Source organism: Planomicrobium okeanokoites, from assembly GCF_003428875.1.
Taxonomy (GTDB): domain Bacteria; phylum Bacillota; class Bacilli; order Bacillales_A; family Planococcaceae; genus Planococcus; species Planococcus okeanokoites.
The window spans coordinates 194,212-207,997 of record NZ_QQRS01000002.1 but is presented as its reverse complement, the minus strand read 5'-3'; the positions used below and the strand labels follow the sequence as shown (position 1 = coordinate 207,997).

Genomic DNA, 13,786 nt, shown 5'->3' with positions numbered 1-13,786 from the left:
TAGAATTGTTAGTTACGAATAACAATTGTCTCCCTATCAATAGACATTAATCAGTCAGGCTATTTATGACAAAAAAGGTGGAAAATATATTGAGTGATTTTAAGAAAAGCAGAGTCGTTGAAATGGAAGGATTATTATCGTTCTTCAGTGCCACTGAACAAAGGGAAGTTAATCTGTTTGGTGAAGATGTAAAAATCCTTTTCTGGGGATTGGATGTTATTGAAAATGAAATTATATTTTCTGTCGAATTTGAAGAAATATATGGATATCAAGTGGATGAAATAGAAGGAGATATGCTGGGGGAAGAATTATTCCATTCAGACAGCAAAGATTCACAGAAATCAATCATTGAATCCTATTATAAAAAAGAAAAAATTGATGTGACTTACAAAATTGTTAAAAAAGATGGACAAACGGCTTGGGTGAGAACGAAGGGGCGGCCTGTATTTGATTCGAATGGGGAATTGAAAAGATACAATGGCTTTACGATGGACGTTACAGCCCCTAAAATCGCTGCGATAGAGCAAGCTGAAGCTGCCATGAAATACAAGACGCTTGTGGAAAATAACGCCCAGGCAGTTTACATATCCCAACCCGACGGTTTGAAGTATGTAAACGAGCGGATGGCAGATATGACTGGATATAGTGATCGGGAACTGCTTGGGATGAATTCCCTTCAGTTACTCGATCCAGAAAGCCGGGAAATCGCCTTGAAGCGAGTGGAGCATGTTTTAAAAGGACAGGATAATGATTGCCAGGAAGTTACAATGGTAAGAAAAGACGGCAGCCGCATAATTGCGGAACTTCGCTCGGCTTTAATCACTTATCAGAATGCACCTGCCATGATGGGAACTTTACTGGATGTAACCCAAAAGAAAAAAGATGAAGACTTGATAAACAGTCTGGCCTTTTTTGATACACTAACAGGATTGCCGAACCGACATCAGTTTTATGAGGAGTTAAACGTATTTGCAGAAACTTGCGGAGAATCAAACACTTCGTTTGCACTCCTATTTATCGGATTGGATCGTTTCAAATCCATCAATGATACGTATGGGCATAGAGCGGGAGATCTTGTCGTTAAAGAAGCCGGTAAGAAGATAAGAGGGTTACTGCCGGAATCTGCTTGCGTAGCCAGGTATGGAGACGATGAATTTGTGGGGATCGTTCCATTTTCCGTAAAAGACGAGATAGAATTATTAGTAAAACAAATCATTGATTTGATTCCTCATACTCTGCCGCTTGAGATTAATATGACGCCGACAGTTGGCATCAGTTATTTTCCAGAGCACACTCAAGACACGGATGATTTGGTCCGCTTTGCTGATATTGCCATGTACCGTTCTACACGCAACAAAAACAGAAAACAGAATTACCTGGTATATGATGAATCCTTTACATCCAATCTCATGAAAACAAATAAGCTGATAAACGATTTTCAAAAAGCTTTGGACGAAGAGCAATTCCACTTGGTTTATCAGCCTAAAATTGATCTTCAAACACTTAAGCCCATGGGGGTGGAGACCTTGATTCGTTGGGAGCATCCGGAATTCGGGAATATTCCCCCACTGGAGTTCATTCCGCTCGCTGAAAAAAGCGGTAAAATTGTTGAAATCGGTAATTGGGTATTGAAGCATTCTATGGAAAAAATTAAAGCGATTTCACCAGATCTTATGTTGAATGTCAATGTTTCCGTTCACCAGTTATTGCAGGACGGTTTTGCAGAGGAAGTTTCTTCAATGCTTCGGGATAACTCCTTTAATCCTGGAAAATTGAATTTGGAAATTACTGAAAGTGTTGCTTTATATGATGTGAAAAATACGTTAAAAGTGCTTCACGATTTAGTTGGGAAAGGAATCAAATTATCACTTGATGATTTTGGTACCGGCTATTCGTCTCTCAGTTATTTAACTAAATTGCCTGTTCATTATTTAAAAATCGATCGGTCATTTATCAATGGTTTGGAAGATGATGTATCAAATAGGACTTTAACAAAATCAATCCTGGAAGTTGCACACAACTTGGATTTAAAAGTAATAGCTGAAGGTATTGAAACTGAAACGCAGTGTGAAATTTTAAAGGATTGGTCCTGCGAAATTGGCCAAGGATATTATTTCAGCAAGCCTCTTTCTTTAAAAGATTTAAAAGTATTTCTTAAGATCCCTGTAAAATAGACATTTGTATAGAGTCAGGTTTCTCTATTTTTCAGTGCGCTCAAAAAATAATGATGAAGAAAAAAGATGGCTGCCATGTTTTTCTACAGTCACTTTTTTTGTTGAGATAAAAGAAGATGCAATCGATTTTAAATAATATACTAACAGGTGGTTGCCGAATGAATATAAAGTTGAAAACCATGGGGTTAATAGGGGCAACTATGATTATTTGCATATCATTGGTGTTTTTGTTTGTACGGCCGGTGTTACTGGAAAATGCAAATGAAATGGATCAGGAAAGTTTGGAGAAAGACCGGGTTCGTGCAGTGAACCATCTCGATTCCACTGCCTCAGACTTACAATCATTGAACCGGGATTGGGCCATTTGGGATGACACATACAATTTTGCAGACACCTTAGACCCTGTTTATATCCAATCAAATATTTTTTTTGAGACTTTTGAAAACAATGACATAAATCTCATGGTTTTTCTTAATGAAGAGACAGAAATATACTTTTCAGCAGGCTATGATTTGCAAACTTCAGAGGAGTGGGAAGATAATTCTTTTGCCTTCATGAATTCCATGCTGCTGGAGGAACTGGAACATAGCGAAGCAGGCACTATCATATATGACACTCGGTTGGGATTACTTCTGCTGACTAGCGAAAAAATATTACCAAGCAATGAAGAAGGTCCTTTTAAAGGATATTTGGTGATGGGAAAGATATTGGATTATCAGTTTTTCAAGAAGATGAACAATCAATTGGTCATTAATACAGAAGTGCTGGCCAATCCTTGGGAAATTAGGGAAGCCGTTACTAATGCTGAGCAGAAAAATAGGGAACTGGTATCTAAGGTCGTTTATCTGGGTGACGATATCGCCATCGGGGTGGAAAAGGACAGGAAATATTATAACGAGAAATTAAGGAGTATCAATGATCTTTTTATCTACATGACATTAGCAATGCTAATAATTACATTTATAACGTATAGTTTAATGAATTCACTTGTGTTATCCCGGATATCCTTTTTAGCCAATCAATTAAAAGGGATCAACGTCAGTAATCCAGAGACTTTCCAGGTGAAGAAGTTAAAAAATGCTGATGATGAGATTACTGCACTTGAAGATGCATTCCAGGAAATGGTTGAAAGTTTAGGTGGGGCCCACCGTGAAATCAGTCAAATGGCTTATTTTGATTATTTAACAGATTTGCCTAACCGTTTGAATCTTTCTAAATATTTTAAAGATGAAATAGAAGATGGTACATCAGTATATGCAATTTTATTTTTCGACTTGGATGGTTTCAAACGCATTAATGATTTGTTTGGCCACAATATTGGTGATGAGGTGCTGAAGCAGGTTGGAAGGAGGTTGAAGAATTGGACGTCGGATGACAAAGCAGTATTATTCAGAATAGGGGGAGATGAATTTATCATGATAACTCCCTTTGACGACAAAAATCGTCTGACTCAAATGATTGAACAACTGTTATGTGAAATCCGAAAAGAAATATCGATAAAAAACATCCGTACCTCGCTTTCCACCAGCATTGGGATAAGTGTGTATCCTTCTGATGGAAATAGATTAAGTGATTTGCTGCAATATGCCGATACAGCCATGTACGAAGCGAAAAAGACAGGGAAAAACGGTTTTTGCTTTTATGAAGAATTACAAAACAAAGAGCTTCATAATTATTACTTGAATCTAAAAGAAGATTTGCTTCATGCGTTGAATAGAGAAGAATTTTTCTTGGAATATCAACCTGTCATGAATCCGGAAGCTGAAAAAATTTCTGGGGTGGAGGCTTTGATCAGATGGAGACATCCGGAATTCGGAATTATTCCGCCCCTGCATTTCATTCCATTGGCAGAAGAAAGTGGCTTGATCAGAAATATTGGAGCCTGGGTCATCCGGCAAGCAGTAAAAGATATTAGCAGCTGGAATGATAAATTCACTGAGAGCATTTCTGTGGCAGTGAATGTATCGAATTACCAATTAAACTTTAAAGAAGAATTGATTTCAACCATAGATTCCGTTCTAGGGGAATACGATTTTAAAGCGAATCTGCTGCATGTGGAAATCACTGAGAGTGATATGGTGGTTCAAGAAGAAGAAATGATAAATTTTATCCAGGAACTGAAGGCGAAAAATATTGTGGTGTCATTAGACGATTTCGGGGTTGGTGCGTCGTCCTTATTCAAATTGATTCAATTGGATGTGGACAGAGTAAAGATTGACCGCAGCTTTCTTCAAAAAGTTCCAGCAGGCGCCAACGATACAATTCTGTTAAAACGAATCTATCAAACCTTGGGGGATTTGGGTATAGAAGTGGTGACCGAGGGAATTGAAACCGAAGAACAATTGCGGTTTGTCCAAAGGGAAAGTCACTCTTATTTGCAAGGGTATTACTTCAGCAAGCCATTGACACTGGGGAAACTAAAAGATTGGAAGAACAGTCAATTAAAAGAAACGCATAATTAAAGCCGAGAATAGATCTCTGCTGGTGAAGTCAATGGATATTCCAATCAAATCAAAAACAGGTGCAGAAAAAGCGGGATTTTTCTGCACCTGTTTTTTTGAGACAGATTAAAATGTCATCAGTTTATCTAATCGGTCATGACTTACGCTTGGAGACTTTGGATTTCTGCAGAAATCATCTTCATAAAATATTCAGTAATTCGGTAGTCTAATGTCAATTCGGGATGAAACGAGCAGCCAAGGAATTGTGCATGACGTGCCATTACGATTTTTCCATCGTATTCACAAAGCACTTCGGTGTCTGGTCCAGCACTGATAATATGTGGCGCACGGATAAAGACTGCATTAAAAGAAGCATCAAATCCTTTAATTTCCAGGTCTGCTTCGAAACTGTCGATTTGGCGTCCAAATGAATTGCGTTCGACTTTTACATCCATTACGCCTAAATGCGGTTCATCATAACCTTCTACTTCCCGAGCTAGCAGGATCAGCCCGGCGCATGTGCCGAGCATTGGTTTTCCAGTCTTAGCGAACTCACGCAGAGGATCAATAAATCTATAGCGTTCGATGAGTCGGCGCATTGCCGTGCTTTCACCTCCTGGCAACACGAGTGCATCCAAGCCTATTAACTCTGCCGGTTTTTTAATAGGTACCGCTTTAGCACCGCATGCTTCGATGGCAAGCAGATGTTCCCGGACAGCGCCCTGCAGCGCCAGTACTCCAATTCTTTTCATACTTACCAGCCCCGCTCCTGCATGCGTTCACCGGCAGCAATTGCAGAAATTTCTATACCGTGCATAGCGACGCCAAGATTCTTGGATAAATCCGCAATCAATTGATAGTCCTGATAATGAGTAGTTGCTTCTACTATTGCACGTGCGAAGTTTTCAGGGCTTTCCGATTTGAAGATTCCGGAGCCGACAAAGACACCATCAGCACCCAATTCCATCATCAATGCAGCATCCGCCGGTGTAGCAACCCCGCCAGCCGCAAAGTTTACTACAGGTAAGCGCCCCAGAGATTTCACTTCACGGAGGAATTCATAGGAAGCCCCTAAATTTCGTGCTTCAGTCATCAATTCGTCGTCGCTCATATGGACCACTTTCAAAACTTCAGAATTGACTTGACGCATGTGGCGGACAGCTTCGACAATGTTTCCTGTCCCTGGCTCACCTTTAGTCCGGAGCATGGATGCACCCTCCCCAATCCGTCTTGCTGCTTCTCCTAAGTTTCTGCAACCGCAGACAAAAGGCACTGTGAACCGATCTTTTAATAAATGGAACTCTTCATCGGCTGGTGTCAGTACCTCACTTTCGTCAATGTAGTCTACACCCATTGCTTCGAGCACCCGCGCTTCAACAATATGGCCAATCCGCGCTTTTGCCATAACCGGAATGGACACAGCTTTCATCACTTCTTCAGTTATGCGGGGGTCTGCCATCCGGGCAACACCGCCGTCTCTGCGGATGTCTGATGGTACTCGTTCTAAAGCCATGACAGCAGTCGCTCCTGCTGCCTCAGCAATCCGGGCCTGCTCCGCATTTACTACATCCATAATTACACCGCCTTTTTGCATTTCAGCCATACCTCTTTTTACGCGATTCGTTCCTTGCTGATTCATATATTATTCCTCCTTGAAGTTTGATACCTCCAGTTTAAAGGAATTTGACCATATGAAAATGACCAGATTTGTTTTTTTAAAAGGGTCAGATTATTTTTGCAGTAATAAATTCAAAAATCAGCATAGAAAATTTGTTTATCAATAAAAATTCGAGAATATATATTGACGCTCTTTTCCTGGAATGTGGTACGATGAAAAACGTTCAAAATATAGAGGTTCGCGAAATCCCTCTTAAAAAAACTAAGGAGATGTTTTAATTGAAGAATGAAAAAGCGGTCGTCGTATTCAGTGGCGGCCAGGACAGTACAACCTGTCTTTTTTGGGCATTATCAAAATTTAAGGAAGTTACCACCGTTACGTTCGATTACGGACAGCGCCATGCTGTGGAAATAGAGTATGCGCGAAAGATTGCCGAAGAATTGGAAGTTCCGTTTAAAGAGCTGGATATGCAATTGATCAATCAATTGTCTGCCAACGCGCTTACACGTGACGAAATTCCGATCAGCGAAGAAGAAGGGGAGCTGCCTTCCACTTTTGTGCCGGGGAGAAATCATCTATTCCTGTCATTTGCTGCTGTTCATGCACAGACAATTGGGGCACAGCACATCATTACCGGTGTGAGCCAAACGGATTTCAGCGGCTACCCGGACTGTCGCGACACGTTCATCAAATCACTTAATGTAACACTGAATCTGGCGATGGATGCTCAATTCGTCATTCATACGCCGCTTATGTGGCGCGATAAGAAACAGGTATGGGAGCTTTCTGACCGATTCGGGGCACTCGAATTTGTGCAGGAAAAAACGGTCACCTGCTATAACGGAGTACCAAGCAGCGGCTGCGGGGAATGTCCGGCATGCCAGTTGAGAAATGACGGTCTGGAAGCTTATCTGGCAGAAAAGACCGGCGGTGCAGCGAAATGATGCAGCAATTTTATCCATCAGTCCCGCATGCCTACAGATTTGAATTGAATAAAGATATGAACTTCTCAGCAGCGCATTTCATTCCGCATGCGGAAGCAGGGAAGTGTCAGGCGGTGCACGGACATACGTATTTTGTAAATGTAACGGTGGCTGGAAATGAACTTGATGCTTCTGATTTTTTAATAGATTTCAAATTGCTGAAAGACGCAATCCATAAAAAGTATGACCATTCGATATTGAACGATCACCCCGAATTCAACGGTAAATTCCCGACCACGGAACGGCTGGCGGAACAGATTTGGCAGTCGATTGATGGAATCCTTAAAACCCGGGACAATAAACCGGCATGCCTTCAGGTCATTGTCAGGGAAACACCGACGAGTTACGTGATTTACCGGCCGGAACAGGGGTGGCTGCGATGAAGATTCCTGTAATGGAAGTATTCGGTCCGACAATACAAGGGGAAGGAATGGTCATCGGCCAAAAAACGATGTTTGTCCGGACTGCCGGCTGTGATTATTCCTGTTCATGGTGCGATTCCAGTTTCACATGGGACGGTACGGGCAAAAGCTTTTCCCGGAAGCCACAGGAGATCATCGAAGAACTGAAAGAGATCGGTGGGCAAAAATTTTCCCATGTCACCATTTCGGGTGGGAATCCGCTGCTCCACAAGGGAATCGGAGAGCTGATCCGGCTTTGTCATGTGGAAGGCTGGAAAGTGGCGGTGGAGACACAAGCGACATTCTGGCAGGACTGGCTGCTGGAAGTGGATGATATTACACTTTCACCGAAGCCGCCAAGCTCAGGCATGGTTACTGATTTTGAAAAGCTTGATGTTTATATGGAAAAGCTGGAGGATTCGAATGCCAGTTTAAAAATCGTGATATTCGATGAAACGGATTTCGCGTTTGCCGGGCAACTCCATCTCCGTTATCCGGCCGTGCCATTTTTTCTTCAGGTGGGAAATGACGATATTACCTCTACAGACGATGTCCGTCTGGTATCGGGTTTATTGGAGCGCTATGAATGGCTGATCGATCTCAGCACGAATTCCACCATCATGAATGATGTGAAAGTGCTGCCTCAGCTCCATGCTTTGGTATGGGGAAATAAACGCGGTGTCTGAAACAGAAAAAAGGAGTGTCTGCCATTTTGACAGACACTCCTTTTGTGATTGGATTCATCAACATACCGAATCATTGGATTTTGGCACCGACAGCCCGAACAGTGGCCGGAGATACAGTGCGAGGAAAGTGCCGGCAAGTGCCAGGACTCCCCAGATATAGCCGTGGAGGCTGAACGATGCAATGCCGCCGAAATATGCGCCGATGTTGCAGCCGAAAGCAAGGCGTGCGCCGTAGCCCATCAGCAAGCCGCCGATGACAGAAGCAGCGAAATTGCCAGCAGTGACTTGTGTGAATTTGAACAAGCCGCCGGCAGCGGAAGCGACGAATGCGCCAAGGATGACACCGAAGTTCAAGACGGTTGTGGAGTCAGCGAAAATGGAAGCTTCAAGTGAAGCGGCATTGGCGCCTTGCCAATAACCCCAGCTTGCCACGTCGACACCGAATGCGCCTGCAATTTTGGAACCCCAAAGGGCGAAAGCGGATGTGATGCCCCAAGGCGTACCGCGTGTCATCAATGTCAGCGCATTAAGCAGCGCCAAAGCGATTGCCGCAGCGAATAATGGCCAAGAACCGCGAAGGATCCGGTGCCAGCCTTTTGCAGATGGAACCGGCGCCATTTTCGGCGCTTTGCGTTTCTTCTCGATAATCAGTGTAATCCATGCAATCACACCGAAGAAGATGATCGATACAAGCCATGCGCCGCCATAGCCCAGACCCGTAGAAGTGGCAAGGGAGTAAGGCTCGAACGCAGGCATTTCTTCTGTCCAGAACGGCAAGTGGTATGCGCCGATTGTTGCGCCGACGATAAAGAACAGCAGCGTCACGAACATGACGGTGCGTCCGCCGCCGATTGCGTAAAGTGTGCCGGAAGCACAGCCGCCGCCGAGCTGCATGCCGATTCCGAAGAGGAACGCGCCAACAACAAGGCTGACGCCGACAGGTGAAACGTATCCCGCAACCGGACCGCCGAAAAAGGTGGTGCCGTATGCAAGTATCGGTGCGAACAGTGAGACTGCCACTGCCAGCATCAGCATATGGGAGCGCATCGCCTGGCCATTGCCGACTGCCGCTATGCGGCGGAACGCTGAGGTGAAACCGAAGCGTGCATGGAATAAAGTGTAGCCAAGCAGCAGGCCAATCACAAGAAGCATGGACTGTGAAATATGCTGGGTGGCGAGCAGATAAACGAGTAAAAGAAATCCGACAATGATCCCGCCCGCAATCAATGCTTTTTGAGGATCATTCAGGGCAAGACTGTCTCTTGCAATCGGACCTTTTGTGTCGTTGACAGGTTGAACTTGTGTAGTGGTCAAATTTATAACATCCTTTTCCTATTAATTTAGTCGGGAATATTTTTCTATGATAATGTTTCTGGAAATTCAAGTCAACTCTTTGAGCTTCCAGCAAGAGAAAGCTTATTGGAACGGTATGGTATGAGAGGTTTCTCCCATTCCTTACGAGCAGGCGAATGGCTCGTCCTAATTTGTTTGGATTTATTGCAAGGCTAATTCCTTGATTGTATTGAACGTCTGTTGAATAATTACTACAGCATAATCTTATTTTCATTTGAATGAAATGAGGAAATAAATAGAAGTTGAGGTGCAATGGATGAAGAAATTTTGGATGACTGCAATTTTGCTGAGCCTCGCCATCGTTTTGGCGGCTTGCGGAAGCGCAGAAGAAGAAAACACAGAGCAAGCAACAGAAAGCTCAGAGGAAGCCTTTACAATCGGCGTTATTCCGGCTCAGACTGAAGGGGAAATGGAAGAAGCGATGAACAAGCTCCAGAATTATTTGAGTGAAGAGCTGGATCGTGAAGTGAAACTGGATGTTTATCCGAATTATAACGGTGTGGTGGAAGCGATGAATTACGACAAGATCGATATGGCATATCTTGGGCCATTGACTTTCGTAATCGCGAATGCCAACAGCAACGCGCAGGCGATTATTACCTCATTGGTGGACGGCGAACCTTTCTACCGTTCATACATCATTACGCATGCCGATAATCCATGGAATTCTCTTGAAGATTTACTGGAAAATCCGGGGGATGTCGATTTTGCGTTCGGTGATCCGAACTCCACTTCGGGTTCATTGATTCCGTCCATTGAACTGAAGGACCGCGGTGTTTATGAATCACAGCAGGAAAATGACTTCAATTCCGTGCGCAACACAAGTTCACACGATGCCACTGCTTTGTCGGTTCTGAACAAGCAAGTGGATGCCGGTGCGATCGACAGCGCGATTTACAATCAATTGGTGGAATCAGGAAAAATCGATGGCGAACAAATTAAGACGATCTGGGAATCGGAAGAATTATTCCAATATCCGTGGGCAGTCCGTGAAAGCATCGATGAAGAAACGGTTGACAAGCTGCAGGAAGCATTCCTTGCGATAGAAGATCAGGTCATCCTGGATGCCTTCGGTGCTTCAGGTTTTACTGAAGCCACTACGGAAGATTATGAAAGCATCAGACAGGCAGCGATCAAAGAAGGCATTATCGAAGAATAAAGATGAAACGTATAGCCGTTATAAAAAAACGGTTATACTATAGTTCGTATAGAAAAAGGAGGATGTCATATGGTTAAAACAATCACTGCAGAAGACTATGCAAATTTTGTTGGAAACAATGAAAGACCGGCAGTCCTAAATTTTGGATCGAATGGTTGAGGGCCTTGCGCCCAATTGGGGCCGGTGGTCTCAAATGTAGCTGAACAGGTTGATTCAGTAGATTTTTATAAAGTAGTTGTCAACGATGCTCCAGAGTTGGCAGAGCAATTCGGCATTATGAGCATCCCGACTTTAGTGCTCGTTAAAAACGGGAAAGAAGTAAAACGTTCTGTCGGCTTTATGCCGGAAGAACCGTTGAAGGAATTTGCACTAACGTAACTTCCATAAAAATAGCGCCTCCAGCGTCAGTCTCACGAAGCAATTCGTGGACTGTCAGCTGGAGGCGCTTTTTTTGACATAAAACAGGTTAAGAGTTTTTTATTTCAAGGCGTTTTAAGCGAGTTGGGAATAAAAGCGGGGAAGTTGGGAGTATTCTGGCCTAAGTTGGGAGTAAACCGAAGGAAGTTGGGAGTATTCAGGCTAAAGTTGGGAGTAAACGAAAAAGTATGTATTAAGCCTAAAAAAGCTTGCGCCCAATTGAAGGGAGCAAGCTTTTCATACATTATTCGGTTTCCAGTACAGCAAACTCATATCCCTGTTCTTTAATGGCGGCAATCAGCTGCGGAAGAACTTTGACTGTTTGGCTTAACTCATGCAATAAAATAATGGCACCGTCTTCCAGATGGTCGACGACATTCGCGACTATCTGGTCCGGCTCGTCTTTCAGCTCCCAGTCCATCGAAGCGATGCGCCACATGACGGTTTTGAGCTTCAGCTGATTGGCTGCCCGAAGCGTATCATCATTGAACTGCCCATAGGGTGGACGGAAGAAGGCCACTGGTCTGCCGGTGATGCGTTCGAGCTTGTCTACACTCTTTTTCAGTTCATCGTATTGCTGCTGCTGTGTCATTCGGTCAGCCAAATTTCTGTGGTTTACGGTATGGGTGCCGATTTGATGGCCTTCAGCCAAGACCCGTTTCCACGGTCTTTCCTTATGCAGAAGGCGTGTCTGCCAGAAGAAAACCGCGGGTGTCCCGGTTGCCTTTAATACATCAAGTATGTCAGGCAGGACCCTGCTTGGCCCATCGTCAAAAGTGAGAATAACGGTTTTCCTGTCCGCGCTCCGGTTAGGAGCCGAGGCCAGGATTTCCGGATTTTGAGAGTCGTACACGACTCTGGACGAATTGACTGCTCATGGACTTTTTCTCATCAAAATCACCTTCCTTAAGACGATTGTATCAAATCTGGAAGAACAGATTCTGCTGTTCAGCCTCGTAAGTTTCTTCATATTCCGTGCTCGTGAAGTCCTGGGGCTTGCCGTCAAAAATCAATTCGCCGTCTTTCAGGGCGATGATCCGCGTTGCATAGCGTTTGGCAAGTTCAATATCATGCACATTGATGATGGTCAATAAACCCAGTCGTTCATGGATGTCCTGCAATAAAGAGAAAATCCGGTTCGAAGTTCCGGGGTCCAGGCTGGCAACAGGTTCGTCACCCAGAAGAATCCGCGGATGCTGAACTAATGCGCGTGCAATGCCGACACGCTGTTTTTGGCCGCCGCTCAAATTCTCGACACGGCGGTTTTCCATTTCCGTCAATCCGACTTCCGCGATGATGCGCTTCGCTTCCTGGATCTCTTCCGATGTGAACCAGCCGATCAGGTTTTTTAATGTGGAACGGTAACCGAAGCGGCCGGTCAGCACATTTTGCAGCACGCTCATGCGGGGGATCAGGTTGAAATGCTGAAACACCATCCCCATTTCACGCCGGGTCTGGCGCAGCTCTTCTTTTTGAAACGACATCGGCGTGCCGTCAAAATGGATTTCGCCTTCCGTCGGCTGCTGCAAGCCGTTGATGCAGCGGATGAATGTCGATTTTCCGGCGCCGCTTTTTCCGAGAACGCAGACAAACTCATCTTTTTCAAAAGACAAATTGAGCTGGTTAAGGGCATTGTCTTTCATTCCCGGGTACCGGACGGATACATTTTTCAGTTCAAGCATTTTCATGCCTCCTTTAGATAACGCGATTCCGGACAAAACTGCCGAGCGAGTCGACGAGAATGACCATGACCATGATGATCAGGACATCGAGCGACACAGATGAATAATTGAACGTATTGAAATCATTGAACAGACGCTGGCCGATACCGCCGCCGCCGATGAATCCCAATATCAATGAAGTGCGGATCGCCACTTCGAAGCGATAGAAAAAGTTGGACAGGACATTCGGCCAGATCTGGGGAAGGATGCTGAAGAGTGAAGCGACCCAGCGTTTTGCGCCGACCGCTTTCATCGCTTCCTGGGGTCCGGTATCCGCCGCTTCGATCAGCTCGGAAATCAGTTTGCCCATGACGCCGATGTTATGGAATGTAATCGCCAGCACTGCCGGGAATGGCCCGAGCCCGAGTGTAGTCAGAAGAATTAAACCAAAAACGATTTCCGGTACAGAGCGCACAAAACTGAGTGCCACCCGGAAAAAGTGAAACACAAGCTTGGAATGTGCTGTATTCCGCGCGGCAAGGAAACTCAGCGGCAAACCGATGATCAGCCCGAGAAAACTGCCGAGAAACGCCATCGCCAAAGTGGCCAGGGTATCTTCGAGCATACCAGGCAAGCGTGTGAAATCCATCGGGAACCATTGCGACAAGAAGTCGATCATATTCCGGAAATCCCGGAATTTCGTCAGATCGAACTCAGTCAGGCGCATACTGATGAATATCGCCACAACCAATAAAGCGTATATTACTAAACTCCTCTTTTTAAACCACATCAAAATCAACTCTATTCTTTGGTGATGCCGCTACGGCTTATCATATTGCCTGTAATTTTAAAACAAGGACTCGTTGCGAGTCCTTGTTTTTATTGTACAGTTT

The 13,786-nt window shown here is 44.4% G+C and carries 12 protein-coding genes, 1 pseudogene and 1 riboswitch; of the genes and pseudogenes, 7 read left to right on the top strand and 6 right to left on the bottom strand.

What is annotated here, in order from left to right:
- Positions 1 to 65: 65 nt before the first annotated feature.
- Together D2910_RS05900 and D2910_RS05895 are read left to right on the top strand one after the other, a co-directional pair.
- Complete coding sequence (locus D2910_RS05900; protein WP_117312725.1) at positions 66 to 2,174, top strand: sensor domain-containing protein; 2,109 nt, start codon at positions 66 to 68, stop codon at positions 2,172 to 2,174.
- Between the two features lie 158 nt (positions 2,175 to 2,332).
- Entirely contained in the window at positions 2,333 to 4,636 is a 2,304-nt protein-coding gene (locus D2910_RS05895; protein ID WP_165850143.1) for a bifunctional diguanylate cyclase/phosphodiesterase, read from the top strand.
- Between the two features lie 140 nt (positions 4,637 to 4,776).
- On the opposite strand, the gene pdxT is transcribed toward D2910_RS05895, so the two are convergent.
- Complete coding sequence (gene pdxT / locus D2910_RS05890; protein WP_117312723.1) at positions 4,777 to 5,367, bottom strand: pyridoxal 5'-phosphate synthase glutaminase subunit PdxT; 591 nt, start codon at positions 5,365 to 5,367, stop codon at positions 4,777 to 4,779.
- A gap of 2 nt (positions 5,368 to 5,369) precedes the next feature.
- Complete coding sequence (gene pdxS / locus D2910_RS05885; RefSeq protein ID WP_117312722.1) at positions 5,370 to 6,254, bottom strand: pyridoxal 5'-phosphate synthase lyase subunit PdxS; 885 nt, start codon at positions 6,252 to 6,254, stop codon at positions 5,370 to 5,372.
- Between the two features lie 206 nt (positions 6,255 to 6,460).
- A riboswitch (PreQ1 riboswitch) is annotated at positions 6,461 to 6,504 on the top strand.
- 7 nt (positions 6,505 to 6,511) lie between these two features.
- On the opposite strand from pdxS, the gene queC reads away from it, so the two are divergent.
- Genes queC through queE form a run of 3 tightly spaced genes read left to right on the top strand, consistent with a single transcriptional unit; the run spans position 6,512 to position 8,303 of the window.
- A complete protein-coding gene (queC, locus tag D2910_RS05880; protein WP_117312721.1) occupies positions 6,512 to 7,177 on the top strand; it encodes a 7-cyano-7-deazaguanine synthase QueC in 666 nt (221 codons plus the stop codon).
- The gene (gene queD / locus D2910_RS05875) at positions 7,174 to 7,599 is read left to right on the top strand and encodes a 6-carboxytetrahydropterin synthase QueD (RefSeq protein WP_101802253.1); all 426 of its coding nucleotides are present in this window, start codon (positions 7,174 to 7,176) and stop codon (positions 7,597 to 7,599) included. Before queC ends, queD begins: the two co-directional genes overlap by 4 nt.
- Positions 7,596 to 8,303, top strand: a complete 708-nt coding sequence (queE, locus tag D2910_RS05870; protein WP_117312720.1) for a 7-carboxy-7-deazaguanine synthase QueE — start codon at positions 7,596 to 7,598, stop codon at positions 8,301 to 8,303. Before queD ends, queE begins: the two co-directional genes overlap by 4 nt.
- Positions 8,304 to 8,360: 57 nt before the next feature.
- Here the strand turns inward: queE and D2910_RS05865 are convergent, their stop codons facing one another.
- On the bottom strand, positions 8,361 to 9,617 hold the full coding sequence (locus tag D2910_RS05865; protein WP_117312719.1) for a YeeE/YedE family protein: 1,257 nt from the start codon (positions 9,615 to 9,617) through the stop codon (positions 8,361 to 8,363).
- Positions 9,618 to 9,912: 295 nt separating this feature from the next.
- Here D2910_RS05865 and phnD point away from each other — a divergent pair, with 295 nt between their 5' ends.
- Entirely contained in the window at positions 9,913 to 10,815 is a 903-nt protein-coding gene (phnD, locus tag D2910_RS05860) for a phosphate/phosphite/phosphonate ABC transporter substrate-binding protein (RefSeq protein ID WP_117312718.1), read from the top strand.
- Positions 10,816 to 10,986: 171 nt separating this feature from the next.
- Positions 10,987 to 11,193 (top strand): annotated as a pseudogene (locus D2910_RS05855) (thioredoxin domain-containing protein); the annotation flags it as partial.
- A gap of 283 nt (positions 11,194 to 11,476) precedes the next feature.
- Here D2910_RS05855 and D2910_RS05850 read toward each other — a convergent pair.
- The 3 genes from D2910_RS05850 to phnE all read right to left on the bottom strand — a co-directional run bounded on the left by D2910_RS05850 (position 11,477) and on the right by phnE (position 13,683).
- Entirely contained in the window at positions 11,477 to 12,085 is a 609-nt protein-coding gene (locus tag D2910_RS05850) for a polysaccharide deacetylase family protein (protein WP_240633557.1), read from the bottom strand.
- Positions 12,086 to 12,152: 67 nt separating this feature from the next.
- A complete protein-coding gene (phnC, locus tag D2910_RS05845; protein ID WP_117312716.1) occupies positions 12,153 to 12,914 on the bottom strand; it encodes a phosphonate ABC transporter ATP-binding protein in 762 nt (253 codons plus the stop codon).
- A 13-nt stretch (positions 12,915 to 12,927) separates the two neighbouring features.
- Complete coding sequence (gene phnE / locus D2910_RS05840; RefSeq protein ID WP_117312715.1) at positions 12,928 to 13,683, bottom strand: phosphonate ABC transporter, permease protein PhnE; 756 nt, start codon at positions 13,681 to 13,683, stop codon at positions 12,928 to 12,930.
- Positions 13,684 to 13,786: the final 103 nt, after the last annotated feature.